Here is a 24,035-nt window from a genome sequence, read left to right as displayed (position 1 = left end):
TTATACAGATTAAGCAATAAATCAGGCTATAAATTCAATATACTTAATAAAAAAAAGTCATTATGATTTATAATATTTAAAATATATCCTTTAAAAATAGATAATCGTTAAAAATGGTGTTTTAAAATGGCTGAAAATTATCAGATCGATAATCTGGATCGTGACATACTTAATGAACTAATGAGAAATGCACGGATCCCTTACGCTGAAATGGCTAAAAAATTTGCGGTAAGTCCTGGTACGATACATGTCCGAGTCGAAAAAATGAAACAAGCAGGGATTATTGTAGGAACGCGGGTAGATATTAGTGTTAAGCAATTAGGTTTTGATGTCTGTTGCTTTATTGGCATTATTTTGAAAAGCGCAAAAGATTACCATACGGCCCTGAAAAAACTTGATGAATTAGACGAAGTGGTCGAAGTCTACTACACAACCGGACAATATAGTATATTTATTAAGGTAATGTGTCGATCCATTGATGAGTTACAAGACGTTCTTATTAATAAGATACAGACAATAGATGAGATCCAATCTACTGAAACTTTGATCTCTTTACAAAATCCAATAATGCGTACTATCAATCCATAAAAAATATAATAACCATATTATCCACAGGTAGATCCCAGCTCATTCACAGCATACAATAGCTATTGTTTTAAAAAATGAGGTTCATAATGACAAAAGTAACGTTGATAACAGGTAGCACTATGGGCAGCGCCGAATATGTTGCTGAGCATGTCGCTGAAATATTGGAAAAATATGGTTTCGACACTGAAATAACATACGGTCCATCCTTAAAAGAGCTACCAATAAAAGGTATTTGGTTAATAGTATGCTCTACCCATGGAGCAGGTGAACTACCTGAAAATATACAACCTCTAGCAAAAGAGATCAGCGAAGAAAAACCAGATCTTAGCCAGATTAATTATGGTGCGATTGGAATAGGCAGCAAGGAATATGATACTTTTTGTGGAGCCATCCATATATTAGATCTACTACTAAAGGATCATCATGCAAAACGCGTAGGTGAACTATTAGAGATTGATATTCTAGAATATGACGTGCCGGAAGAAGCCGCAGAAATTTGGATCGAAAAGTGGAAAAATAATATTACAGATTTGAATAAATAAAACTTAAACAAAATGTGGATAACTTTGCGAAAAAGTAGGGAATAACCCGTAGTTATCCAGAGTATAAGCTTGAATGCCAGTAATGCCTGTGTATAACTAGCTATATTAATCCCAGCTTATACGGCATAGGATCACCTATCATTCACAGCTAAAGATCATAAATAACATAATGATCTTCTTAGGCTATTTACGTTTATCCACAGAAGATCGTGATCCTAATAAAAGATCTAATAAAGAGATCTTTAAATAAAAAGATCTTATTTATATTAAGCAAGGATCATATAACTTGCCTCTTTGCAAAACTCGAGTAAAATTCATCCCCCAAGACATTTTTAACACTAAGGTTCATACATGTTTTACCCAGAACTATTTGACGTCATTATTATTGGTGGAGGCCACGCTGGTACTGAAGCAGCTATGGCTGCTGCTCGTATGGGACGTCAAACTTTACTCCTAACCCATAACATTGATACTTTGGGTCAAATGTCATGCAATCCAGCTATCGGCGGAATAGGTAAAGGACATCTGGTTAAAGAAATTGATGCCTTAGGTGGCATTATGGCTATTGCAACTGATAAAGCGGGGATCCAATTTAGAACGCTCAATGCAAGTAAAGGACCAGCAGTGCAAGCAACAAGAGCTCAAACTGATCGTGTACTTTATAAGCAAGCGATTAGAAGTGCTCTAGAAAATCAAAATAATCTAATGATCTTTCAACAAGCTGTTGAAGACTTGATCATAGAAAACGATCAAATTATTGGCGTGATAACCAAAATGGGATTAAAATTTCACGCAAAATCTGTCGTACTAACAGTAGGTACCTTCCTTGACGGTAAGATCCACATAGGATTAGAAAATTATAGTGGAGGCAGAGCAGGTGATCCTCCTGCTATTAATCTATCGCATAGGTTAAGAGAACTACCTTTACGGGTAGATCGACTTAAAACAGGTACACCGCCTAGAATAGATGCAAGAACTATCGATTTTGCCCAATTAGCTCCGCAATTTGGTGATGATCCTACACCTATTTTCTCTTTTATTGGAGCTGCGGAGCAACACCCACAACAATTACCTTGCTACATAACTTATACGAATGAAAAAACTCACCAGGTGATCCGTGATAATTTAGATCGTAGTCCTATGTATGCAGGTATTATTGAAGGAATCGGTCCCCGTTACTGCCCTTCTATTGAAGATAAAGTTATGCGATTTGCTGATCGTTCTGCACATCAAATCTTCCTTGAGCCAGAAGGTCTATCTAGCAATGAAATTTATCCTAATGGAATTTCTACTAGCTTACCTTTTGATGTACAAATGCAAATTATTCATTCAATGAAAGGTCTAGAAAATGCTCGTATTATTCGACCGGGATATGCTATTGAATATGATTTTTTTGATCCTCGAGATTTAAAACCCACTTTAGAAAGTAAATTTATCAAAGGGTTATTTTTTGCTGGTCAGATTAATGGAACGACTGGCTATGAAGAAGCCGCAGCACAAGGATTATTAGCCGGCCTTAACGCAGCTCGTTATGCTTTTGAACAAGAAGGGTGGTACCCTCGTCGTGATCAAGCCTACATTGGTGTTTTAGTTGATGATCTTTGTACACTAGGTACTAAAGAACCCTATAGAATGTTTACTTCACGAGCAGAATATCGTCTTATGCTGCGTGAAGACAACGCTGATCTTCGTTTAACGGAAAAAGGCTACGAACTTGGTTTAATCGATGAAAACCGTTGGCAAAAATTTTGTCGTAAAGTTGAATTAATAGAACGAGAACGCCAACGACTATGTAATCTTTGGTTACATCCTAATTCAGATAAAATTGGTGATCTTAATGAAGTGTTAACTGTTCCGCTTTCAAAAGAAGCGAATGGCGAAGATTTACTTCGGCGCCCTGAAATGAGTTACAAACTACTTACTTCGTTAAACTATTTTTCACCGGCAATTGATGATCCTCAAGTCACAAATCAAGTTGAAATTCAAGTAAAGTATGAAGGTTATATTACTCGTCAACAAGAAGAAATAGAGAGACAACTCCGTAATGAATATACTGCATTACCAACTAATCTAGACTACACGCAAATTACTGGTCTTTCTAATGAAGTCATTGCCAAGCTCAATGATCATAAACCTAGTTCTATCGGTCAAGCGTCGCGAATATCAGGTATTACGCCAGCCGCAATATCCATATTATTAGTTTGGTTAAAAAAACAAGGTTTATTACGTCGGAGTGCTTAAAATGAGCTTAATAACCTATTTTAAAACTTTATTAGATAAAACAGATATTATTTTGACAAATCAGCAAATACAGCAGCTAATTGCCTATATTGAATTATTAAATAAATGGAATAAAACATATAATTTAACTTCAGTTAGATCACCTGAACAAATGATTATTCGTCATATTTTAGATAGCATAATTGTAGATAAATATCTTGTTGGTAAACGATTTATTGATGTTGGAACAGGCCCTGGATTACCGGGTATACCACTTGCTATTGTTCGCCCGAATGCTCATTTCACACTGTTAGATAGTTTGGGAAAACGAGTCAGATTTTTACGACAAATACAACATGAATTGATGCTTAAAAACATAGAGCCTATCCAAAAACGAGTTGAACAATACCAACCGGTAGAAAAATTTGATGGCATTATAAGCCGGGCATTTGCTTCATTGCAGGATATGCTTTCTTGGTGTCAGCATCTTCCAAAGCAAAACGGAGGGCAATTCTATGCACTTAAAGGAACACTTTCCACAAATGAAATATCAACTTTTCCAGCTAATTTTAAGCTAAATAAAATTATTTCATTGGATGTACCTGGCCTCGATGAACAGCGACATTTAGTGATGTTGGGGTTCAATTAATATTGTTTTTGATCAAAAAAAGTGACATTTTTTGGTCATAAAAAATAAATTTTTAAATGTTACTGTAATTTTTATATTAAAATTTTAAAAAGAAATGATGTTAACTTTTCTGTTACATATTAGTAACTGAAAGAGATGATAAATTTATTGTATTCTTACATTATTAATTAGTTACATAAAAATATCTAAATGTATTTTTCCTATTTATTTTCAATAAAAAAATAATTAGTATTTCAGAAATAATTTTTTATCTTTGATTTTTCAATTTTTTTATTCGATTTTTTTTTAAGTAAATAAATAACCATATTGAAATGTGATAAAGATCATATTTCCAAAATTAATATAATTAAATAATAGTAATTAAATTGACTTAAATTTGTTTATTTTCGTGTTGGATCGAAAAATTTAAATATTTGTTCACGTTTTCGCTACTTATAGATTGAATTCATTTTTAGGGGCCGTATAATTTGCAGGTTTTTGTCTCTTGACACTCTTGAACAAAGACAGTTTTATACGCACTCAGCAATTAAAGATTTAAAATACTGGGAGAAAAAATAAGAGTCATGTCTGTATCCCTCTACAACGGTAAAATTGCTTTAAAACTGTTGTTATTTCAGTTAATGGCGCTTGTAATCCTGAGTATGGCTTTCTACATGAATAGTGTAGAATGGTGCTTATCTGCTTTTGCGGGTGGGTTCGCATGTTGGTTACCTAATGCTTTGTTTATGCTGTTAATACGTTATCAAAAGGCAGTGAAAAAAGATGTTCCTATTCACATTGCATGGTTTTTTACCATTGGTGAGGGAGTCAAAGTTATTATAACAATAACTGTGTTGGTAATTGCTTTGAGTATATTTAAAGCAGAATTTTTGCCATTAGGTTTGACCTATTTAGCTATGTTGATTATTCACATCATTACACCAGTTGTAATTAGATAGTGAGCATTTTTAAACAACAAAAGGGTAAAAGACATCATGTCTGCATCAGGAGAAGTGATGACTGCGGGAAGTTACATAGGACACCATCTAAATAATCTTCAGTTGGACCTGCGTACCTTCAAATTAGTTGATCCCCATAACAACAATGATCCAACGTTTTGGACGTTAAATATTGACTCGCTTTTTTTCTCAGTTGTCCTTGGAATCATCTTCTTGTGGCTCTTTAGAAAAATTGCCATTAATGCAACCAGTGGCGTACCTGGTAAATTACAAACTGCAATAGAATTAGTTATCGGTTTTGTCGATAATACCGTTCGTGATATGTATCATGGTAAGAGCAAAGTCATTGCACCTTTAGCGTTGACGGTGTTTGTTTGGGTGTTGTTAATGAATACCATGGATTTGTTGCCAATCGATTTACTTCCCTATATAGGAGAACATTACCTGGGATTGCCTGCATTGCGTGTTGTTCCAACCGCGGATGTAAGCATTACTATGTCAATGGCGATTGGTGTATTTATCTTGATCATTTTCTACAGTATCAAAATGAAAGGATTAAGTGGATTTACGAAAGAGTTAACTTTACAACCATTCAATCATCCTATTTTCATTCCTGTCAATTTGATTTTAGAAGGTGTTAGCCTGCTGTCTAAACCAGTATCTTTAGGTTTACGATTATTCGGTAATATGTATGCAGGTGAATTGATCTTCATTCTTATTGCGGCTTTGTTGCCTTGGTGGTCACAGTGGATACTTAACCTACCTTGGGCGATTTTCCATATACTGATTATTACGTTGCAAGCCTTTATTTTTATGGTTCTAACCATCGTTTATTTATCGATGGCGTCAGAAGAACATTAATTTCAACTTACGAATTGATATTTATTTAACTGAAACAAACTGGAGACTGTCATGGAAAACCTAAATATGGATCTGCTGTACATGGCTGCCGCTGTAATGATGGGATTAGCAGCGATTGGTGCTGCAATTGGTATCGGCATCCTGGGAGGAAAATTCTTAGAAGGCGCTGCTCGCCAGCCAGATTTGATTCCTCTATTACGTACGCAGTTCTTTATTGTTATGGGCTTAGTTGATGCCATTCCGATGATTGCTGTTGGTCTAGGGCTATATGTGATGTTCGCAGTTGCTTGATAATGCAAGCTAAATGGGAAAGAACATTAATATGTTAATTTTTAAAGAGGTATTGTGCGATGAATCTTAATGCGACAATCCTCGGCCAGGCTATTGCATTTGTCCTGTTTGTTTTGTTTTGTATGAAGTATGTATGGCCACCAATCATGGCGGCGATTGAAAAACGTCAAAAAGAAATTGCTGATGGTTTATCTTCTGCAGAGCGAGCGAAAAAAAACTTGGACTTGGCGAAAGCTGATGCGACCGAACGACTGAGAAAAGCAAAAGCAGAAGCAAAAATCATTATTGATCAAGCTAATAAGCAACGAGCTCAAATGATTGAAGAGGCTAAAGCTGAAGCTGAAACTGAACGTAACAAGATCGTTGCTCAGGCGCAGATTGAAATTGATGCTGAGCGTAAGCGTGCACGTGAAGAGTTACGTAAACAAGTTGCTATGTTAGCTATTTCAGGTGCAGAAAAAATAATTGAACGTTCCGTTGATGTAGCTGCTAATAGCGACATCGTTGATAAATTGGTCAACGAACTGTAAAGGAGGAAAGGGGCATGTCTGAAATTACTACGGTTGCTCGCCCCTATGCCAAAGCAGCTTTTGATTTTGCTGTAGAAAACCAGTGTGTTGATAAATGGCAAAATATGCTCAGTTTTATTGCTGAAGCAACCCGTAATCAACAAATAGGTGAGCTGCTTTCTGGTTCAATAGCGCCAGAAACATTAGCGAAAACATTTATCACTATTTGTGGTGATGAAATCGATGAACATGTTCGAAATCTAATTCGCATTATGGCTGAAAACGGGCGTCTTAGTACGTTACCAGAGGTTTTGAAGCAATTCATACAATTACGCGCTTTTCTGGTGTCAACCGTTGATATTGACGTCATTTCTGCCACTGAGCTAAATGAAAAACAGCAATTTAAAATTTCTGCAGCGATGGAAAAACGTCTGTCACGTAAAGTTAAGCTGAATTGCAAAATTGATAAGTCTGTTATCGCAGGAGTCATTATCCGCGCCGGAGACCTGGTTATTGATGGTAGCGTGCGTGGTCGTATTGAGCGTTTAACTGACGTCTTGCAGTCTTAAGGGGATTGGAGCATATGCAACTGAATTCCACCGAAATCAGTGAACTGATCAAGCAACGTATTGCTCAGTTTGATGTAGTGAGTGAAGCTCACAATGAAGGTACAATTGTTTCTGTTAATGATGGGATCATCCGCATACACGGTTTAGCTGAAGTTATGCAAGGTGAAATGATCGCATTACCTGGTAATCGTTATGCTATTGCACTCAATTTAGAGCGTGACTCAGTTGGTGCCGTAGTCATGGGACCCTATGCCGACTTAGCAGAAGGTATGAAAGTCAAGTGTACAGGTCGTATTCTTGAAGTACCTGTAGGTAGAGGATTACTTGGGCGAGTTGTTAATACGCTGGGTGAACCTATTGATGGTAAAGGGCCTGTTGAGCACGATGGGTTCTCTGCCGTTGAAGTTATTGCACCTGGCGTTATTGATCGTCAATCGGTTGATCAACCTGTACAAACAGGATACAAATCGGTTGATGCTATGATTCCTATTGGACGTGGTCAACGTGAATTAATCATTGGTGATCGCCAAACCGGTAAAACGGCATTAGCTGTTGATGCCATTATTAATCAGCGTGATACAGAAATAAAATGTATTTATGTAGCAATTGGGCAAAAAGCCTCAACTATTGCTAATGTGGTACGTAAACTAGAAGAGCACGGTGCACTCGAGAATACGATAGTTGCTGTTGCTACCGCTTCTGAATCTGCTGCATTACAATACCTTGCGCCATACGCTGGCTGTGCAATGGGTGAATATTTTAGGGATCGTGGCGAGGATGCATTAATTATTTATGATGATCTCTCCAAACAAGCGGTTGCTTATCGACAAATTTCGCTATTGCTACGGCGTCCTCCTGGACGTGAAGCTTACCCGGGTGATGTTTTTTATCTCCATTCTCGTTTACTCGAGCGTGCTGCGCGTGTTAATGCTGAATACGTTGAAAAATTTACTAATGGTGAAGTAAAAGGCAAAACGGGTTCATTAACGGCATTACCGATTATCGAAACTCAAGCAGGTGATGTTTCAGCATTCGTACCCACTAATGTTATTTCAATCACCGATGGGCAAATTTTCTTGGAGTCTAACTTGTTTAATGCGGGGATTCGCCCGGCAGTTAACCCAGGAATTTCAGTATCACGTGTAGGTGGCGCGGCTCAGACTAAGATTATCAAAAAATTATCTGGTGGCATTCGTACCGCGTTGGCACAGTATCGCGAGTTAGCTGCATTTTCACAATTTGCTTCTGATTTAGATGATGCGACCCGTAAGCAACTTAATCACGGACAGAAAGTTACTGAATTGTTGAAACAAAAACAGTATGCACCAATGTCAGTTGCGCAGCAGGCGTTATCTTTATTTGCTGCTGAACGTGGTTATCTGGAAGATGTTGAACTAGCAAAAATTGGTGATTTTGAGACGTCATTGCTGGCTTATGCTACTCGTGAGCATTCTATCTTGCTGAAAGAAATTGATCAGACAGGTAAATATAACGATGAAATCAAAGCTAAGTTAAATGCGTTGCTCGATTCTTTTAAAGCAACTCAATCCTGGTAATTCTATTCGGCCTTTATTGAGACCGTTTGGTTAATAAGGAGGAGCTGAAATGGCGGGCGCAAAAGAGATACGTTCTAAGATTGGTAGTGTACAGAACACACAAAAGATCACTAAAGCGATGGAGATGGTTGCCGCATCCAAAATGCGCAAAACACAGGATCGTATGGCAGCTAGTCGTCCTTATGCAGAAACTATGCGCAGTGTAATTGGCCACTTAGCGTTAGGTAATCTGGAATATAAACATCCCTATCTTAAAGAACGTGATGTTAAACGTATTGGTTATTTAATTGTTTCAACTGATCGTGGTTTATGTGGTGGCTTAAATATTAATTTATTTAAAAAATTACTGACAGAAATGAAAATGTGGACTGATAAGGGTGTTCAGGTTGATCTGGCATTAATTGGTTCTAAAGCAGTTTCATTCTTTAATTCAGTTGGTGGTAATATCGTTGCTCAGGTAACCGGAATGGGAGATGATCCTTCTCTGTCCGATCTTATCGGTCCCGTGAAAATTATGTTAGAAGCATATGATGAAGGGCGTCTAGATAAGTTGTATGTGGTAACTAACAAATTTGTTAATACCATGACTCAAGTACCAACTATTACTCAATTATTGCCTCTACCTGCGGGTGATGATGAAACATTGAAAAAGAAATCTTGGGATTATTTATATGAACCTGATCCTAAGACACTAATGGATACCCTGCTGCGTCGTTATATCGAATCACAGGTTTATCAGAGCGTCGTTGAAAACTTAGCTAGTGAACAGGCTGCTCGAATGGTAGCAATGAAAGCTGCTACTGATAATGGTGGTAACCTGATCAAGGAGTTGCAGTTGGTTTACAATAAGGCTCGTCAAGCCAGTATTACTCAGGAACTTACCGAAATAGTTTCGGGAGCTGCCGCAGTTTGATGGTTAGATTTACGAATTACGTAGAGGATTCAAGATGGCTACTGGAAAGATTATCCAGGTAATCGGCGCCGTAGTGGATGTCGAATTTCCTCAAGATGCGGTACCTAAAGTGTACGACGCGCTTGAGGTAATAAATGGTAAAGAAAAACTAATTTTAGAAGTTCAGCAGCAATTAGGTGGCGGCGTTGTTCGTTGCATTGCGATGGGGACTTCTGATGGTTTAAGACGTGGTTTAGACGTTGTTGATTTAGCTCACCCAATTGAAGTGCCTGTCGGTAAAGCGACCTTGGGGCGCATCATGAATGTGCTAGGTGATCCTATCGATATGAAAGGTGATATCGGTGAAGAAGAACGTTGGGCTATTCATCGTGCCGCACCCAGTTATGAAGATTTATCTAATTCAACAGAATTACTCGAAACCGGTATCAAAGTTATGGATCTTATTTGCCCATTTGCTAAAGGGGGTAAAGTAGGATTATTTGGTGGTGCAGGTGTTGGTAAAACAGTAAATATGATGGAACTTATTCGTAATATTGCGATTGAGCATTCCGGTTATTCTGTTTTTGCCGGTGTCGGCGAGCGGACTCGTGAAGGTAATGATTTCTATCACGAAATGACAGATTCAAATGTATTGGATAAAGTTTCTCTGGTTTATGGTCAGATGAATGAACCACCTGGAAACCGTCTACGTGTTGCGTTAACTGGATTGACGATTGCTGAGAAGTTTCGTGATGAAGGACGGGATGTATTGTTATTTATCGACAACATCTATCGCTATACATTAGCAGGAACAGAAGTGTCGGCCTTACTAGGTCGTATGCCTTCGGCAGTAGGTTATCAACCTACCTTAGCGGAAGAGATGGGTGTATTACAGGAGCGTATTACATCAACTAAAGCGGGTTCTATTACCTCTGTTCAAGCAGTATATGTTCCTGCCGATGATTTGACCGATCCTTCACCAGCAACGACTTTTGCTCATCTGGATGCAACGGTTGTTCTTAGTCGTCAAATTGCGTCATTAGGTATTTATCCTGCAGTTGATCCATTGGACTCAACTAGTCGGCAGCTTGATCCATTGGTTGTAGGACAAGAGCATTATGACGTAGCACGTGGTGTTCAGTCTATTTTACAGCGTTATCAAGAATTGAAAGATATCATTGCGATTCTGGGAATGGATGAGCTATCTGAAGAAGATAAGTTGGTTGTTGCGCGTGCTCGTAAAATCCAGCGCTTCCTATCTCAGCCATTCTTTGTGGCTGAAGTTTTCACCGGTTCACCGGGAAAATTTGTTTCTTTAAAAGATACTATCCATGGCTTTAAAGGTATTTTGAATGGTGATTATGATCATCTGCCTGAACAAGCGTTCTATATGGTAGGTACTATCGAAGAAGCGGTAGAAAAAGCGAAAAGTTTATAATGTCGCTGGTGGGAGGTTAATATGGCTGCAATGACATACCATCTGGTTGTGGTAAGCGCTGAAAAGCAGATGTTTGACGGCCTTGTCCAGAAAATTCAGGTGACAGGCAGCGAAGGGGAATTGGGGATCTATCCACAACATACGCCGCTGTTAACTGCCATTAAGCCTGGTATGATACGTATTACTAAACAGTTTAATGAAGAAGAATTGATCTATCTTTCTGGTGGTATCCTTGAAGTTCAACCAAATGGTGTTATTGTATTGGCTGATACAGCAATCCGTGGCAAGGATTTGGATGAAGCTAAGGCATTAGAATCTAAACGTAAAGCGGAAGAGCATATTCGTAAAGCCCATGCTGATGTCGATTATGCTCAAGCATCGGCTGAATTAGCGAAAGCAATTGCTAAATTACGTGTCATCGAGCTGATGAAAAAATGAGATAATCCTAAGTAATTATTAAAAAAAATAGTTGTCTCTTTACAATTATTTTTATAAAAATTAGGTAAATACAGGGAGTGAGACAATTTATTTATGTTTCGCTCCTTTTCTTTTATATAGATAGTAAGCTTTTTTATTTGAACGAAATATGTAGTAATTTGTTCAATAAATAGTTTTACTTTTACCTAACTGATGGAGTTATTAGGTTTTTATGTCTATGAACGCAAAAAGTGTTGTGATCCTCGCGGCGGGAAAAGGTACTCGCATGTATTCTGACTTACCTAAAGTTTTACATCCCCTGGCTGGCAAACCAATGATACAGCATGTTATTGACACGTCATTATCACTTGGGGCCGTTAATATTCATTTAGTTTATGGTCATGGTGCTGATTTAATTAAATTAGCTTTAGCTAATCAACCTGTTAATTGGATCTTACAGGCAGAACAATTAGGAACCGGGCATGCAATGCAGCAAGCAGCACCTTATTTTGCTGATAATGAAGATATCCTCATGCTTTACGGTGATTCTCCACTGATCACAAAAGAAACACTTGAACGATTAATAGACGCTAAGCCCGACGGAGGAATAGGGTTATTGACGGCAATCGTTAATGAACCGACCGGATATGGGCGTATTATTCGTGAAAGAGGCCAAGTAATTGGTATTGTTGAACAAAAAGATGCAACAGAAGAACAAGTTAAAATTAACGAAATTAATACCGGTATATTAGTTGCTAATGGTGGTGATTTAAAACGATGGCTGAAAAAGCTTAATAATAACAATGCGCAAAACGAATATTATGTAACCGATATCATTTCATTGGCACATGAAGAAGGTTGTAAAATAAATGCTGTTCATCCTATCAAATTGAGTGAAATGGAAGGAGTGAATAACTGTTTACAGCTTTCAGCGCTTGAACGTATTTATCAACAAGAACAGGCAGAAAGATTATTATTAGCGGGTGTTATGATTATTGATCCTGCTCGTTTTGATTTGCGTGGGACATTAAAGCACGGGCGTAATGTAATTATCGATACTAATGTTATTATTGAAGGGGATGTTGTACTGGGTAACAATGTACATATTCATGCCGGCTGTATATTAAAAAATTGTACTATTGATGATAATTCAATTATTAGCCCTTACTCAGTTATAGAAGGGGCAGAATTATCTACCGCCTGTACTGTTGGCCCTTTTGCTCGTTTACGTCCGGGAACTAAGCTGGCAGATAAAGTGCATGTTGGTAATTTTGTTGAGGTTAAAAACGCCGCTTTAGGTGAGGGCTCTAAGGCTGGTCATTTAAGTTATTTAGGCGACGCTGAAATTGGTGCTGATGTTAATATTGGCGCAGGAACAATAACATGCAATTATGATGGGGCTAATAAATTTAAAACCACTATTGGTGATAATGTTTTCGTTGGCTCTGACACGCAATTAATTGCTCCGGTTACCATTGCTAACGGGGCAACTATTGGTGCAGGAACGACTTTAACTAACGATGTTAAAGAAAATGAACTTGTTATTAGTCGTATTAAACAGCGGCATATACTCAATTGGCAACGCCCGGTAAAGAAAAAATAGTCACAAATAAATAATGACGATTGATCATCTATTTTATAAAGAATAAACCCAATATCCACAGGCTTTGGGAACGGTAAAACCGAATATATTAATCAGGTTACGACAGCATAAGAGCAATATGCTCCTCTATTTTGGAATGAAAATCGATGTGTGGAATTGTTGGTGCAGTAGCACAACGTGATATAGCTGAAATTCTTATTGAAGGGCTTCGTCGACTGGAGTATCGAGGTTATGACTCTGCCGGTTTAGCCGTGGTTGATGATAAAGCGAATCTGACACGATTACGTGAAACCGGTAAAGTTCAGATCCTAGCTGATGAAGTGGAAAAACATGCGGTGATTGGCGGCACAGGTATTGCCCATACTCGTTGGGCCACTCATGGTCAGCCAAGCAAAAAAAATGCTCATCCGCATACATCGGAATATATTGCGGTTGTTCACAATGGAATTATTGAGAATTATCAAGAACTGCGTGAACAACTTAAAAAACAAAAATATGTTTTTACTTCAGAAACTGATACTGAGGTTATTGCACATTTAACCCATTGGGAATTACAAAAAGGTGGCACTTTGCTTGAAGTGGTACAGCGAGTTATCCCCCAGTTAAAAGGCGCTTATGGTACTGTCATTATGGATAGCCGTACTCCTGGATTACTAGTGGCTGCTCGTTCGGGTAGTCCTTTAATTATAGGTTTAGGTGTTGGTGAAAATTTTCTAGCATCTGATCAATTAGCGCTTTTGCCGGTTACACGTCGCTTTATCTACTTGGAGGAAGGTGATATTGCTGAAGTGACTCGTCGAACAGTGCGAATTTTTGATCAGCAAGGCATTGAAGTTGAACGGGAATCTATAGAATCCAATGTTCAGTATGATGCTGGTGATAAAGGAATTTATCGCCACTATATGCAAAAAGAGATCTATGAACAGCCTTTAGCAATAAAAAATACCTTAGAAGGTCGCTTTGATCAGCATGATAGTGTTATTTTTACCGAATTAGAAAAAAAAGCCCAAAATCTATTATCTCAGGTTGAACATATTCAAATTATTGCTTGTGGGACTTCATATAATGCCGGAATGGTTGCTCGTTATTGGCTTGAATCTTTAGCGGGTATACCCTGTGATGTTGAAATTGCTTCTGAATTCCGTTATCGAAAACCGGCACGGCGGAAAAATAGTTTATTGATCACGCTTTCTCAATCCGGTGAAACCGCCGATACTTTAGCTGCATTAAGATTATCGAAAGAGCTTGGTTATCTGGCATCGTTGGCAATATGTAATGTTTTCGGTTCTTCTTTAGTTCGTGAATCAGATTTTGCGTTAATGACAAAAGCTGGTGCAGAAATTGGCGTAGCATCCACCAAAGCGTTTACCACCCAATTGACGGTTTTATTATTGTTGGTTGCTTATCTGAGCCGCTTAAAAGATAAAAATATTGCTCTTGAGCGTGATATTGTGCACGCATTACATGCCCTACCTGCACGTATTGACAGTATGTTATCGCAAGAAAAAATAATTGAAGTTTTAGCAGAAGATTTTTCTGATAAAAATCATGCTCTTTTTTTGGGTCGTGGTGATCAATTTCCGATAGCGGTTGAAGGAGCGTTAAAGCTAAAAGAGATTTCTTATATTCATGCCGAAGCTTATGCAGCTGGTGAGTTGAAACATGGCCCACTAGCCTTGATTGATGCCGATATGCCCGTGATTATTATTGCGCCGAATAATGAATTACTAGAAAAGCTTAAATCTAATGTAGAAGAAGTTCGTGCCCGAGGAGGATCTCTTTATGTTTTTGCTGATAAAGATGCCGGTTTTGTTGACAGTGAAAATATGAAAATTATCCCATTACCCCATGTCGAAGAGTTAATTGCCCCGATATTTTATACCATTCCACTACAATTATTATCTTATTATGTAGCCTTAATCAAAGGCACGGATGTTGATCAACCAAGAAATTTAGCCAAATCTGTGACTGTTGAGTGAGTTCGATTCAAATATTGGTATTTAGGCTATCGTCAGTAAATTATTAAATATAATAGACTGAGATAGCTTTTATTTTTACATTTTGTTACCAATTTTATACTGAAAAATGCGCTTTGCTCTAGCGTATTTTTTTATAAGATTAAAAAATAGCAAGCTAAAATATTATTATTACGTTATTTTGATTATTGATTACCGAAAATAAATATTTTTATATTTAATAAGGTCATTAATATAATACCATCAATTATATAATACTCACAATTTATCGAGCTCTGAACGATAACAAAATAAGGAATGAAGGATGCGATTACGATTAAAGGGGATAGGGTGGTTTATTACTTCATTATTTTGCTTGTTTTTAGTCGTTGGTTGTAACAATAAAAAAGTCCCTGATGAGCAGAAAACAACGATTAAAGCAGAGATACCTGTACGTGGTGTATGGTTAACGACCGTATCTCGACTTGATTGGCCCTCCCTTTCATCGGTTAACCTTGATTCAGATCAGCGTAGAATTGAAGTACAGAAAAAAGAGCTAACTGATAAACTGGATAATTTAGTAAAAATAGGCATTAACACCGTTTTTTTTCAGGTTAAACCCGATGGTACAGCGCTTTATCGTTCTCATATTCTCCCTTGGTCTGACATGCTTACAGGTGTAGTCGGTAAAGACCCAGGATATGATCCGTTAGCGTTTATTATTGCTGAGGCGCATAAAAGAAATTTAAAAATACATGCTTGGTTAAATCCCTACCGCGTTTCAATGGATAAGCAACCAGAAACTATTGCTTCACTGCAAAAGACGCTTTCTTCTCCACCTGCAAGTGTTTATGTTTTACATAAAGATTGGATACGTACTGCCTACGACCGTTTTGTGCTTGATCCAGGCTTACCAGAGGTTCGTAATTGGATCAGCAGTATTGTGGCTGAAATAGTTAGAAACTATGATATTGATGGAATTCAGTTTGATGATTATTTCTATTATGAAACACCTACTTCCAAACTTAATGATGATACAACATTTCAACAATATGGTCAGGGATTTTTAGATAAAGCCAGTTGGCGAAGAAATAATACTTTGTTGTTGATTCGAGAGGTTTCTTCAACAGTCCGTGCGTTAAAACCCAACATTGAATTTGGTATCAGTCCTGGCGGTGTTTGGCGAAATATTTCAGATGATCCACGAGGCTCTGATACTAAGGCGGGTGGACCTACTCATGACAAAGCCTATGCTGATACCCGACTATGGGTAAAAGAAGGTTTATTAGATTATATCGCCCCACAGATTTACTGGCCTTTTGCCCGCGAAATTGTGCGATATGATGTGATCGCAAAATGGTGGGCTGATGTAGTGAGATCGACTAACACTAAATTGTATATTGGAATGGCATTGTATAAAGTTGGCGTGCCATCTCAGGTGGAGCCTGATTGGTCGCTTGACGGCGGTGTCCCGGAACTAAAAAGGCAGCTCGATCTTAACGATCAATTACCGGAAATTAAAGGCCAGATCCTATTTAGAGAGGGACTTCTCCAGTCTTCTCCGCAAACGGAAGAGGCAGTAACATATCTTAGAACTCGTTGGCATCAATCTGCGCAGTAAAGTTGTTTACCTTTATTTTAAGTAAAACACCCTTAATAGGGGTGTTTTTGTTTTTATCAGTTATAAATAGATTTTTATTTATTAAATAATTAGTGTTAATGAATGGCGAAAATCATTTCAATTTGCGATTATTGTTTATAAATAACGATAACTTTACTTGAGCTTCAACGTTCAGATTGGATATAACAAAAATGAAAAATGTTGGATTTATTGGTTGGCGAGGAATGGTTGGTTCTGTACTGCTGCAACGAATGGCTGAAGAAGGTGATTTTGATAATATCAATCCTGTTTTTTTTACCACCTCTCAGCATGGTGAGCTGGCGCCAAAATATGGTCAACAGCAAGGAACACTGCAAGATGCTTTTGATCTTGATAGGCTGAAGGAATTAGAGGTAATAATTAGCTGTCAGGGGGGCGACTATACCGATCAAATTTACTCTAAACTACGTGCTAGCGGTTGGACAGGTTATTGGATAGATGCAGCATCTTCGTTACGGATGAAAGAGGATAGCATTATTATTCTTGATCCCGTGAATCGCCAACATATTGATAGAGGTTTAAATGAAGGGATAAAAACCTTTGTTGGCGGTAATTGTACGGTTAGTTTGATGTTAATGGCATTAGCTGGTTTATTTGCTGAAAACTTGATTGAATGGGTTTCGGTCGCAACCTATCAGGCGGCTTCTGGTGCGGGCGCGCGTAATATGCGTGAATTATTACTGCAAATGGGTGAGTTACATTCCCAGGTTGCTAATGAATTGCAAAATCCGGCGGCGGCGATTTTATCAATCGAGAAAAAAGTCACTGATTTCACGCGTAGCGGGAAAATGAATACAGAAGCAATTGGTGCGCCATTAGCCGGTAGTTTGATCCCCTGGATAGATAAACAACTGCCGAATGGTCAAAGCCGTGAGGAATGGAAAGGGCAGGCTGAAACTAACAAAATTATAAATACTGTTAGTCATGTTATTCCTGTCGATGGTTTATGTGTTCGTATTGGCGCATTGCGCTGTCATAGCCAGGCATTAACCTTAAAATTGAAAAAAAATGTTGCTACTGTGGATGTTGAGCAAATTTTGGCTGCACATAATGACTGGGTTCACGTTGTTCCTAATGAACGTGAATTAACCATTCAAGAGTTAACTCCTGCGGCAGTGACTGGAACCCTAAATGTTCCGATCGGGCGTTTGCGTAAATTAAATATGGGGCCAGAATATTTATCCGCTTTTACGGTTGGTGATCAGCTATTATGGGGAGCGGCAGAGCCGTTACGCCGTATGTTAAAAATATTAGATAAAGCTATCTAATAAAAAGCCCCAAGTTAGGCAGGGGGCTTTTATTTTGTTATTTAAAATTAGATGTCGATATTTTCAGCTTTTAATGCGTTTTCTTCAATAAAAGCTCTACGTGGCTCAACTGCATCACCCATTAGTGTGGTAAATAGTTGGTCAGTTGCGATGGCATCTTTAACGGTAACACGCATCATGCGGCGGGTATCTGGGTTCATAGTTGTTTCCCATAATTGTTCTGGATTCATTTCACCCAATCCCTTATAGCGTTGCACCATCAAACCACGGCGTGATTCTTTTGATAACCAATTCAATGCGTCTTCAAAGGATGAAATAGTTTGGCGACGTTCCCCTCTTTCCACATACGCACCATCCTCAATCAGATCGCCTATTAGCTGACCGATTTTAGTAATGCGCGTATATTCAATACCATGAATAAAATCCGAATCTAGATTGTAATCGGTATCAACGCCATGGGTTCTAATACGTAAAACCGGTTCAAATAATTGGTGTTCATGATTTTCATTGATATGGTAGCTATAAGTACTACCATGTTCTTCATTATCAGTTAGACGTTTAACTAATGTGTTGATCCAATCCTCTACTTTTGCTTTATCTTTCAAATCATCTTCTACCAAGGTAGGTTGATAAATAAGATTATTTAATAAAGCAAGTGGATAGACACGTTCTAATCGTTTGATGATTTTCTGCGCCGCATTATATTCAATAATTAACTTCTCCAATGGCTCGCCTTTCAATGCCGGAGCATGAGGGCTGGCATAGAGAGCGGCATTGTCTAATGCGATTGAGATCAAATATTCATTCATGGCTTCATCATCTTTTATATATTGCTCTTGCTTACCTTTTTTCACTTTATATAAAGGTGGCTGTGCAATATAGACATGGCCTCGCTCGATGATTTCTGGCATCTGACGATAGAAGAAAGTTAATAACAATGTCCGAATATGAGAGCCGTCAACATCGGCATCGGTCATGATAATGATGCTATGATAACGTAATTTATCAGGATCATATTCATCGCGTCCAATACCACAGCCTAAAGCGGTTATTAAAGTCGCGACTTCCTGCGAGGAGAGCATTTTATCGAAACGGGCTTTTTCCACATTAAGAATTTTACCTTTTAATGGTAAAATTGCCTGATTTTTCCGATTACGCCCCTGTTTGGCAGAACCGCCTGCAGAATCACCCTCCACTAAATAAAGTTCCGATAACGCCGGGTCACGTTCCTGGCAGTCAGCTAATTTGCCTGGTAATCCCGCTAGATCAAGCGCACCTTTACGGCGAGTCATTTCACGTGCTTTACGGGCAGCCTCGCGGGCACGGGCGGCGTCAATAATTTTACTAACAACGATTTTGGCGTCATTAGGATTTTCTAATAGATATTCGACCAGCCTCTCATTCATTAATGTTTCAACAACGGTTTTTACTTCGGAAGAAACTAGCTTATCTTTTGTTTGTGAAGAAAATTTTGGATCGGGAACTTTAACTGACACAACAGCTATTAAACCTTCACGGGCATCATCACCAGTAGCACTGACTTTGGCTTTTTTCTGGTAACCTTCTTTATCCATATAACTGTTCAGCGTACGTGTCATTGCGGTACGGAAACCAACCAGATGGGTGCCTCCATCTCGTTGTGGAATATTATTAGTAAAGCAATAAACATTTTCCTGGAAGCCATCATTCCATTGCATGGATATTTCTACATTAATGCCCTCTTTTTCAGCCGAAAAATAGAAAACGCTGGGATGAATTGGGGTTTTATTCCGGCTTAAATATTCTACAAAAGCTTTAATTCCACCTTCATAATGAAAATGGTCTTCTTTATTATCACGTTTATCGATTAAACGAATGGATATACCGGAATTGAGAAAAGAGAGCTCTCGTAACCGTTTTGCCAAAATATCGTATTCAAATTCGGTAACAGTTTTAAAGGTTTCCAAACTTGGCCAAAAACGAATATAGGTTCCCCGTTCATCAGTTTCGCCTGAAATTGTCAAAGGTGCTTGTGGAACACCTAATTGGTAAGTCTGTTCATGGATTTTTCCTTCACGACGGATCACCAACGATAATTTTTCTGATAAGGCATTAACGACAGAAACACCGACACCATGTAAGCCACCCGAAACTTTGTAAGAGTTATCATCAAATTTGCCTCCAGCATGGAGAACCGTCATGATGACTTCTGCGGCAGACACACCTTCTTCTTCATGAATATCGGTTGGAATACCTCGGCCATTATCGAGAACAGAGATGGAGTTATCGGTATGTATAGTTACAATAATATCGGTACAATATCCTGCCAAGGCTTCGTCGATAGCGTTGTCGACAACCTCGAAGACCATGTGATGAAGGCCTGTACCATCATCGGTATCACCGATATACATGCCTGGGCGCTTACGGACCGCGTCTAGCCCTTTTAATACCTTGATACTTGAGGAGTCATATGTATTCGACATCAACGTTTCTCGCTAATTTCTGATCCTATGGTTGAACTTCTATTTTGCCATGTTTTACGCAAAACATCCTGCTATTTCCATCTAACATATCTTTAACTTGCGCGATGGTAATCGCACTAACAAAGACCTGAGCTTGTGTCGCTTTAAGCCGTTCGGCTAATAATTGACGGCGATCCTTATCTAACTCAGAAGCAAAATCGTCTAATAGATATAAGCATCGTTGCCCACTCTGTTGGGTGAAATATTCACCTTGTGCTAATTTTAGTGCGCACATGAGTAATTTTAACTGTCCGCGGGATAGAACATCTTCAACAGCAATCCCTCCTGCACGGATCCGTAAGTCAGCTTTGTGTGGCCCTAATGCGGTATAGGTTAGCATTCGGTCACGTTCAAATTGCCTTACTAGTATATCTGAATAATCAGTTTCTTTATCCCATCCTCGTTGAAATGAGATGCTAAGTGAAAATTCAGGTAAGAACTGTTTACAGGTGTTTTCAATATCTTTCGCAATACCTGCAATATAATTGGCCCGCCATTGGCTTATTTTATGTGCCAGTGGGATCAGTTCATAATCCCAATGACGAAGCTCATTATAACGTGTTACTTGGCGTAATGCTGCATTACGTTGCTTTAATAACCGTTTTAAATCAGACCAGGCAGCAAAAAACTGAGGTTCATTATGGAAACATCCCCAGTCAAGAAAAGCTCGGCGATATTTAGGGCCGCCATTTAATAAGGTAAAGCCTTCAGGGGTTATTAATTGCATTGGTAATAATTTGGCTAATTCAGCAATTTTATGCCCATCACTACCATCAATGCGAACCTTACTATCACCGCTACGATCTTTACTTAGCCCCAAAGTCAGTTCACGCGATTGAGGTTCTAGAGGAACAACACGGCCATGTAAAACAAAATTATCTTGTTCATGTCGAATGACTCGTGCTGCTTGAATACTACGGAAAGCCCTACCGTGCCCTAATGTATAGATCGCTTCAAGAATACTTGTTTTTCCACTGCCATTTGGCCCAATTAAAAAATTAAAACCCGTTGCTAATGATAGATCCGCACTTTCAATATTACGAAAGTCGCGGATAAGTAAACGCGAAAGCATCATAGAATTTATATATTATAGACGCATAGGCATAACAACATAAGCTGCTGCGTTATTGGCCATATCTTCGATTTGTACGCTTGAATTTGAATCAGTCAACAACAAATTAACCTGCTCACATTTTAGTGTATTTAATACATCGAGGATATAACTGACGTTAAAACCAATTTCTATCATCGGGCTTTGATAATTAACATCAACAATCTCTTCGGATTCTTCCTGTTCGGGATTGTTTGCTGTAATTCTAAGTTGATTTTCACTTATATAGAGGCGAACACCGCGAAATTTTTCATTAGATAAAATTGCTGCTCGTGAAAATGCTTGTTTTAGTTTATCACAATCTGCGGTCAATGTTTTATCCGGATTTTTGGGCAGAACACGTCGATAATCAGGAAAACGGCCATCAACCAGTTTGGAGGTGAAAATAAAATCACCCACACGAGCTCGAATATTGTTACTACCAATCTGTAACTTAAGTAACTCGTCGCTACTATCCAGTAATCGCATAAATTCTACCACCCCTTTGCGAGGAACAATCACTGAATGGGTTGGTAAATCCTTATCAATATTGAGTGAACAGACAGCTAAACGATGGCCATCGGTAGCGACAGTGCGTAACTCTTGTCCTTCAGTTTCAAATAGCATGCCATTAAGATAATAGCGCACATCTTGGTGTGCCATTGAAAATTGGGTAGCTTCAATGAGTCGTTTTAAGGTAGTTTGAGGCAATTCAAATTCGACTTCACTTTGCCAATCATCCAGGTTTGGAAAATCAGCGGCCGGAAGAGTCGAAAGCGAAAAACGGCTACGGCCAGAGCGTACAAGCAGACGATCTCCTTCAAGTGAGACCTTGATTTCTGCGCCATCGGGTAACCCACGCCAAATATCGAAAAATTTACGAGCAGGTACAGTGATTGAACCATTTTCACCTGGTTGTGTTAGTGTCACCTTTGCGACCATTTCTACTTCTAGATCGGTACCCGTTAATGAAAGTATATTTTCACTAACTTGCAGTAATAAATTACCTAAGATAGGTAATGTAGGGCGCCCACCAAGAGGACCACTGACTTGTTGCAGTGGTTTGAGTAATTGTTCACGTTCAATAGTAAATTTCATAGCATTAGGATGATAATGTTCTGATTAAGTTAGAAAAATCCTCTTTGATGTCGTGACTTTCTTCCCGTAATTGCTCGATTTTTCGACAAGCATGAAGCACGGTTGTATGATCTCGTCCACCAAAGGCATCCCCAATTTCGGGCAAACTATGGTTTGTCAGCTCTTTTGCTAATGCCATTGCCATTTGCCTCGGACGCGCCACAGAACGGGAACGGCGCTTTGATAACAAGTCGGCAACTTTAATTTTGTAATATTCAGCAACGGTTTTTTGAATATTATCGATAGTGACAAGTTTTTCTTGTAATGCGAGTAGGTCGCGTAATGCTTCGCGAACAAAATCAATGGTAATTGCACGACCGGTAAAATTAGCGTTGGCAATAACTCGATTCAATGCTCCTTCCAACTCTCGAACGTTGGAGCGCAAACGTTTAGCAATAAAGAAAGCGACTTCATCAGGCAATTGGATCTGATTTTCGTCGGCTTTTTTCATCAAAATAGCAACGCGTGTTTCCAGCTCTGGTGGTTCAATCGCAACCGTTAATCCCCAGCCAAAACGAGATTTTAGTCGATCTTCAACCCCATTAATTTCTTTAGGATAGCGATCTGAAGTTAGAATGATTTGCTGGTTACCTTCGAGTAAAGCATTAAAGGTATGAAAAAATTCTTCTTGAGAACGCTCTTTATTAGCAAAAAATTGAATGTCATCAATTAATAATGCATCTACCGAGCGATAATAACGTTTAAAATCTTCAATAGCATTATTTTGTAATGCCTTAACCATATCTTGGACAAAACGCTCAGAATGCATATAAACTACTTTGGCATTCGCTTTGCGCGCCATGATGTTATTACCTACTGCATGAAGCAGGTGAGTTTTACCTAATCCTGTACCCCCATAAAGGAAAAGTGGATTATAAGCTCCTCCAGGATTGTCTGCTACTTGGCTGGCAGCGGCACGAGCAAGTTGGTTTGATTTACCTTCGACAAAGTTATTGAATGTGTGCTTAGGGTTCACATTTGAACGATAGGCGATTTCAGGTTGAACTTGTGTATTGTCCCAACTAGGACGTATTGTTGAATTTATTGGCGTCGAAATGGTTTTATTTGCTGCGGTATGCGTTGAAGCACCGCTTGGCGTTATTTGCGGTTTATTACCCACTTCGAATTTCAATGCAGGCACATCAGAACCACAAAAATCACTCAATAATTCATTAATATTATTGATGTATTTATCTCTTACCCAATCTAATACGAAACGGTTAGGAGCATAGAGTGCTAATGTGTTATCACTCAATTCTGCCTGGAGAGGGCGTATCCACATACTGAATTCTGTGGCAGGTAACTCATCCTGCAATCGGGCAAGACATTGCTGCCAAAGTGAAAATGACAC

At 38.6% G+C, this 24,035-nt stretch carries 21 protein-coding genes; 17 read left to right on the top strand and 4 right to left on the bottom strand.

Annotation, left to right across the window (positions count from 1 at the left end):
- Window positions 1–126: 126 nt before the first annotated feature.
- The 17 genes from asnC (at window position 127) to asd (ending at window position 17,956) form a co-directional block, all read left to right on the top strand.
- Entirely contained in the window at window positions 127–588 is a 462-nt protein-coding gene (gene asnC / locus LDL57_RS00105; protein WP_180559117.1) for a transcriptional regulator AsnC, read from the top strand.
- An 86-nt stretch (window positions 589–674) separates the two neighbouring features.
- Entirely contained in the window at window positions 675–1,130 is a 456-nt protein-coding gene (mioC, locus tag LDL57_RS00100; protein ID WP_180559116.1) for an FMN-binding protein MioC, read from the top strand.
- 351 nt (window positions 1,131–1,481) lie between these two features.
- The gene (gene mnmG, locus LDL57_RS00095; protein WP_180559115.1) at window positions 1,482–3,371 is read left to right on the top strand and encodes a tRNA uridine-5-carboxymethylaminomethyl(34) synthesis enzyme MnmG; all 1,890 of its coding nucleotides are present in this window, start codon (window positions 1,482–1,484) and stop codon (window positions 3,369–3,371) included.
- Window position 3,372: 1 nt separating this feature from the next.
- Window positions 3,373–3,999: a 16S rRNA (guanine(527)-N(7))-methyltransferase RsmG gene (rsmG, locus tag LDL57_RS00090; protein WP_180559114.1), complete on the top strand. Its 627-nt coding sequence runs from the start codon at window positions 3,373–3,375 to the stop codon at window positions 3,997–3,999.
- A 563-nt stretch (window positions 4,000–4,562) separates the two neighbouring features.
- Window positions 4,563–4,937 (top strand): F0F1 ATP synthase subunit I, encoded by a 375-nt coding sequence (gene atpI, locus LDL57_RS00085; RefSeq protein ID WP_180559113.1) that lies wholly within the window; start codon window positions 4,563–4,565, stop codon window positions 4,935–4,937.
- 36 nt (window positions 4,938–4,973) lie between these two features.
- Window positions 4,974–5,798 carry a F0F1 ATP synthase subunit A gene (gene atpB / locus LDL57_RS00080; RefSeq protein WP_180559112.1) on the top strand — a complete coding sequence of 275 codons (825 nt, stop codon included), beginning with the start codon at window positions 4,974–4,976 and terminating at the stop codon, window positions 5,796–5,798.
- Window positions 5,799–5,849: 51 nt separating this feature from the next.
- Window positions 5,850–6,089 carry a F0F1 ATP synthase subunit C gene (gene atpE, locus LDL57_RS00075; RefSeq protein WP_000429386.1) on the top strand — a complete coding sequence of 80 codons (240 nt, stop codon included), beginning with the start codon at window positions 5,850–5,852 and terminating at the stop codon, window positions 6,087–6,089.
- A 59-nt stretch (window positions 6,090–6,148) separates the two neighbouring features.
- Complete coding sequence (atpF, locus tag LDL57_RS00070; RefSeq protein WP_180559111.1) at window positions 6,149–6,619, top strand: F0F1 ATP synthase subunit B; 471 nt, start codon at window positions 6,149–6,151, stop codon at window positions 6,617–6,619.
- Window positions 6,620–6,633: 14 nt separating this feature from the next.
- A complete protein-coding gene (gene atpH, locus LDL57_RS00065; RefSeq protein WP_180559110.1) occupies window positions 6,634–7,167 on the top strand; it encodes a F0F1 ATP synthase subunit delta in 534 nt (177 codons plus the stop codon).
- A gap of 14 nt (window positions 7,168–7,181) precedes the next feature.
- The gene (gene atpA / locus LDL57_RS00060; protein ID WP_180559109.1) at window positions 7,182–8,723 is read left to right on the top strand and encodes a F0F1 ATP synthase subunit alpha; all 1,542 of its coding nucleotides are present in this window, start codon (window positions 7,182–7,184) and stop codon (window positions 8,721–8,723) included.
- 49 nt (window positions 8,724–8,772) lie between these two features.
- Entirely contained in the window at window positions 8,773–9,636 is an 864-nt protein-coding gene (atpG, locus tag LDL57_RS00055; protein WP_180559108.1) for a F0F1 ATP synthase subunit gamma, read from the top strand.
- A gap of 34 nt (window positions 9,637–9,670) precedes the next feature.
- Window positions 9,671–11,053, top strand: a complete 1,383-nt coding sequence (atpD, locus tag LDL57_RS00050; protein ID WP_180559107.1) for a F0F1 ATP synthase subunit beta — start codon at window positions 9,671–9,673, stop codon at window positions 11,051–11,053.
- 21 nt (window positions 11,054–11,074) lie between these two features.
- Window positions 11,075–11,491 (top strand): F0F1 ATP synthase subunit epsilon, encoded by a 417-nt coding sequence (locus LDL57_RS00045; protein ID WP_180559106.1) that lies wholly within the window; start codon window positions 11,075–11,077, stop codon window positions 11,489–11,491.
- A 211-nt stretch (window positions 11,492–11,702) separates the two neighbouring features.
- Window positions 11,703–13,073: a bifunctional UDP-N-acetylglucosamine diphosphorylase/glucosamine-1-phosphate N-acetyltransferase GlmU gene (gene glmU, locus LDL57_RS00040; RefSeq protein WP_180559105.1), complete on the top strand. Its 1,371-nt coding sequence runs from the start codon at window positions 11,703–11,705 to the stop codon at window positions 13,071–13,073.
- A gap of 146 nt (window positions 13,074–13,219) precedes the next feature.
- Complete coding sequence (glmS, locus tag LDL57_RS00035; RefSeq protein WP_180559104.1) at window positions 13,220–15,052, top strand: glutamine--fructose-6-phosphate transaminase (isomerizing); 1,833 nt, start codon at window positions 13,220–13,222, stop codon at window positions 15,050–15,052.
- A gap of 301 nt (window positions 15,053–15,353) precedes the next feature.
- Entirely contained in the window at window positions 15,354–16,649 is a 1,296-nt protein-coding gene (locus tag LDL57_RS00030; protein WP_225506678.1) for a glycoside hydrolase family 10-like protein, read from the top strand.
- A 191-nt stretch (window positions 16,650–16,840) separates the two neighbouring features.
- Window positions 16,841–17,956, top strand: a complete 1,116-nt coding sequence (gene asd, locus LDL57_RS00025) for an aspartate-semialdehyde dehydrogenase (RefSeq protein ID WP_180559102.1) — start codon at window positions 16,841–16,843, stop codon at window positions 17,954–17,956.
- A 47-nt stretch (window positions 17,957–18,003) separates the two neighbouring features.
- Here the strand turns inward: asd and gyrB are convergent, their stop codons facing one another.
- Genes gyrB through dnaA form a run of 4 tightly spaced genes read right to left on the bottom strand, consistent with a single transcriptional unit; the run spans window position 18,004 to window position 24,035 of the window.
- Window positions 18,004–20,418 carry a DNA topoisomerase (ATP-hydrolyzing) subunit B gene (gyrB, locus tag LDL57_RS00020; RefSeq protein WP_180559101.1) on the bottom strand — a complete coding sequence of 805 codons (2,415 nt, stop codon included), beginning with the start codon at window positions 20,416–20,418 and terminating at the stop codon, window positions 18,004–18,006.
- Window positions 20,419–20,443: 25 nt separating this feature from the next.
- Window positions 20,444–21,532, bottom strand: coding sequence for a DNA replication/repair protein RecF (recF, locus tag LDL57_RS00015; RefSeq protein ID WP_180559100.1), 1,089 nt, complete (start codon window positions 21,530–21,532; stop codon window positions 20,444–20,446).
- A gap of 12 nt (window positions 21,533–21,544) precedes the next feature.
- Window positions 21,545–22,645, bottom strand: a complete 1,101-nt coding sequence (gene dnaN, locus LDL57_RS00010) for a DNA polymerase III subunit beta (protein WP_180559099.1) — start codon at window positions 22,643–22,645, stop codon at window positions 21,545–21,547.
- A gap of 4 nt (window positions 22,646–22,649) precedes the next feature.
- Window positions 22,650–24,035 carry a chromosomal replication initiator protein DnaA gene (dnaA, locus tag LDL57_RS00005; protein ID WP_180559098.1) on the bottom strand — a complete coding sequence of 462 codons (1,386 nt, stop codon included), beginning with the start codon at window positions 24,033–24,035 and terminating at the stop codon, window positions 22,650–22,652.

It is taken from the genome of Arsenophonus apicola (assembly GCF_020268605.1).
Classification (GTDB): Bacteria; Pseudomonadota; Gammaproteobacteria; order Enterobacterales; family Enterobacteriaceae; genus Arsenophonus; species Arsenophonus apicola.
This window is presented reverse-complemented; position numbering and strand designations above follow the sequence as displayed.

What these genes read in the sequence shown, in the direction of transcription:
- mnmG (WP_180559115.1), top strand. Translation starts at nt 1,482, where the DNA reads ATGTTTTACCCAGAACTATTTGACGTCATTATTATTGGTGGAGGCCAC.
- glmS (WP_180559104.1), top strand. Translation starts at nt 13,220, where the DNA reads ATGTGTGGAATTGTTGGTGCAGTAGCACAACGTGATATAGCTGAAATT.
- LDL57_RS00045 (WP_180559106.1), top strand. Translation starts at nt 11,075, where the DNA reads ATGGCTGCAATGACATACCATCTGGTTGTGGTAAGCGCTGAAAAGCAG.
- atpB (WP_180559112.1), top strand. Translation starts at nt 4,974, where the DNA reads ATGTCTGCATCAGGAGAAGTGATGACTGCGGGAAGTTACATAGGACAC.
- mioC (WP_180559116.1), top strand. Translation starts at nt 675, where the DNA reads ATGACAAAAGTAACGTTGATAACAGGTAGCACTATGGGCAGCGCCGAA.
- asd (WP_180559102.1), top strand. Translation starts at nt 16,841, where the DNA reads ATGAAAAATGTTGGATTTATTGGTTGGCGAGGAATGGTTGGTTCTGTA.
- atpA (WP_180559109.1), top strand. Translation starts at nt 7,182, where the DNA reads ATGCAACTGAATTCCACCGAAATCAGTGAACTGATCAAGCAACGTATT.
- gyrB (WP_180559101.1), bottom strand. Translation starts at nt 20,418, where the DNA reads ATGTCGAATACATATGACTCCTCAAGTATCAAGGTATTAAAAGGGCTA.
- atpI (WP_180559113.1), top strand. Translation starts at nt 4,563, where the DNA reads ATGTCTGTATCCCTCTACAACGGTAAAATTGCTTTAAAACTGTTGTTA.
- glmU (WP_180559105.1), top strand. Translation starts at nt 11,703, where the DNA reads ATGTCTATGAACGCAAAAAGTGTTGTGATCCTCGCGGCGGGAAAAGGT.
- atpE (WP_000429386.1), top strand. Translation starts at nt 5,850, where the DNA reads ATGGAAAACCTAAATATGGATCTGCTGTACATGGCTGCCGCTGTAATG.
- atpH (WP_180559110.1), top strand. Translation starts at nt 6,634, where the DNA reads ATGTCTGAAATTACTACGGTTGCTCGCCCCTATGCCAAAGCAGCTTTT.
- asnC (WP_180559117.1), top strand. Translation starts at nt 127, where the DNA reads ATGGCTGAAAATTATCAGATCGATAATCTGGATCGTGACATACTTAAT.
- recF (WP_180559100.1), bottom strand. Translation starts at nt 21,532, where the DNA reads ATGATGCTTTCGCGTTTACTTATCCGCGACTTTCGTAATATTGAAAGT.
- rsmG (WP_180559114.1), top strand. Translation starts at nt 3,373, where the DNA reads ATGAGCTTAATAACCTATTTTAAAACTTTATTAGATAAAACAGATATT.
- atpF (WP_180559111.1), top strand. Translation starts at nt 6,149, where the DNA reads ATGAATCTTAATGCGACAATCCTCGGCCAGGCTATTGCATTTGTCCTG.
- dnaN (WP_180559099.1), bottom strand. Translation starts at nt 22,645, where the DNA reads ATGAAATTTACTATTGAACGTGAACAATTACTCAAACCACTGCAACAA.
- LDL57_RS00030 (WP_225506678.1), top strand. Translation starts at nt 15,354, where the DNA reads ATGCGATTACGATTAAAGGGGATAGGGTGGTTTATTACTTCATTATTT.
- atpG (WP_180559108.1), top strand. Translation starts at nt 8,773, where the DNA reads ATGGCGGGCGCAAAAGAGATACGTTCTAAGATTGGTAGTGTACAGAAC.
- atpD (WP_180559107.1), top strand. Translation starts at nt 9,671, where the DNA reads ATGGCTACTGGAAAGATTATCCAGGTAATCGGCGCCGTAGTGGATGTC.